The 2,195-nt window shown below is 52.2% G+C and carries 2 protein-coding genes; both read right to left on the minus strand.

From position 1 onward, the window contains the following. The coding region (locus COY37_RS00530; RefSeq protein WP_286975483.1) for a branched-chain amino acid transaminase at nucleotides 1-848 on the minus strand (848 nt) is incomplete at its 3' end. Nucleotides 849-1,120: 272 nt separating this feature from the next. Next, the gene (locus COY37_RS00535; RefSeq protein WP_286678701.1) at nucleotides 1,121-2,179 is read right to left on the minus strand and encodes a 3-isopropylmalate dehydrogenase; all 1,059 of its coding nucleotides are present in this window, start codon (nucleotides 2,177-2,179) and stop codon (nucleotides 1,121-1,123) included. Between the last annotated feature and the right edge of the window lie 16 nt (nucleotides 2,180-2,195).

The following is a 2,195-nucleotide window of genomic DNA, read 5'->3' on the forward strand; positions in this document are numbered from 1 at the left end:
TGCAGGGCGGTCGTTACCGGGCCGGGTTTACCGATTTCGCGCTTGTCGACTTCGCGTATCGGTGTTATCTCGGCAGCGGTGCCGGTTACAAATATCTCATCGGCCAGGAAGAGATCGCTCCTTACCAAGTCGCGCTCAACAACTTCGTAGCCCATATCTTTCGCCAATTCTATCACGGTATCCCGCGTGATGCCCTCTAAAATACTTGCCGACGTCGACGGCGTGTGGATGACGCCGTTTTTAACGACAAATAGATTCTCGCCCGTTCCCTCGGAGACAAATCCCCTGGAATCAAGCATGATGGCTTCTTCGTAGTTGCTGTAGATCGCCTCCATTTTAGCGAGAATTGAGTTTATATACTGCCCGGTTGCCTTCGCTGCCGGCGGGAGTGAGTTCGGGTCGATTCTGCTAAATGAAGAGATCATAGCCCGGATACCGTTTTTTAAGCCCTCGTCACCCAGGTAGGTACCCCATGACCAGGTCGCAATAGCGACATCAACCGGCGAGTTCAATGGATTCAGCCCCATCTCGCCGTATCCCCTGAATGCGATGGGGCGGATGTAGCAGCTTTTCAGTTTATTAACCCTGATCAGCTCTTTTGTTGCATTGATCAGTTCCTCTGTTGAATATGGTACCGGCATCAAGTAAATCCTGGCCGAATCCATCAGCCTTTCCATGTGTTCGGTAAGGCGAAATACAGCCGTACCCGAGGGGGTCTCGTATGCCCTGATTCCCTCGAACACACCCGACCCGTAATGCAGGGCGTGCGTCAGGACGTGCACCTGGGCCTTATCCCAATCCACAAACTCACCGTTGAGCCATATTTTTTCAACTTTTTCTATTGGCATTGCGCGCTACCTCCGTTTTTTTAGGGTCCAGAGTCCGGGGTTTAGGGGGAAACCTTCTTCTGCAAGAAAGTTGGCTACTCCTAGACGCTATTCAGTGACACTACTGGCAAGTGGACTCGAGATTCTTCAGTCGCTATTCGCTCCTTCAGAATGACAGAACAATATACCCTGCTCTTAAAAACCCATTCTCTAGACCTTCATCCCTGGTCCCCGTCTTAAAAACCCATTCTCTAGACCTTCATCCCTGGTCCCCGGACCCTGGACCCTTCTTTCTATCCTTCCCTCACCAAGTCTGCGACCATATCGCCGATCTCAGATGTGCTATAGCCCATCTGGCCGGCGGCGAGGCTTTTTATCTTCTCGGCGGTTACTTTCATAACCGCCTGCTCTATACGTTTGCCCGCCTTTTGTTCCCCCAGGTGCTCCAGCATGAGCTGGGCGGCCGAGATTGCGGCAAGCGGGTTGATTATATTCATGCCTGTATATTTAGGGGCCGAGCCGCCGATCGGCTCGAACATCGAGACGCCTTCGGGATTGATGTTTCCGCCGGCGGCAATGCCCATACCTCCCTGAATCATCGCTCCAAGGTCTGTAATGATGTCGCCGAACATGTTGTCGGTTACGATGACATCGAACCACTCCGGGTTTTTAATGAACCACATACAGATCGCATCGACGTGCGCGTAATTGGTGGTAATGCCCGGATATTCCCTGGCTACCTCGTAAAATGCGCGCTCCCAGAGGTCGAATGCGTAGGTCAAGACGTTTGTCTTACCACACAGCGTGAGCTTGTTTTCCTTGTTGCGCTCTTTCGTATAGTTGAAGGCATAGCGGATACAGCGCTCGACGCCTTTTCTCGTGTTGATGCTCTCCTGGACGGCGACCTCATCCGGCGTGCCCTTCTTCAAGAAACCGCCGGCGCCCACGTAAAGGCCCTCGGTGTTCTCGCGAACGACCACGAAATCTATCTCGTTAGGTCCCTTTCCTTTGATCGGAGTATAGACCCCGGGATACAGCTTGACCGGCCGTAAGTTAATGTACTGGTCAAGCTCGAACCTGATTCGAAGCAGGACGCCTTTCTCAAGAATTCCCGGCTTTACATCGGGGTGTCCGATTGCGCCGAACAATATGGCGTCGAGTTTGCGAAACTCGTCAAACGCTGATTCGGGTAGGATCTCGCCTGTCTTAAGATACCTGTCGCCGCCGAAATCGTAGTGAACGAGTTCGTAGTTAAAATTCTCGACTTCGCTTGCTACTTGCAAGACTTTTAGGGCTTCCCTTATAACTTCTGGACCGGTTCCATCACCGGGCAATACTCCGATCTTATACAATGTCTTCCCCCTTGGA

The sequence above is a fragment of the Candidatus Aquicultor secundus genome, from assembly GCF_002791875.1.
Classification (GTDB): Bacteria; Actinomycetota; Aquicultoria; order Aquicultorales; family Aquicultoraceae; genus Aquicultor_A; species Aquicultor_A secundus.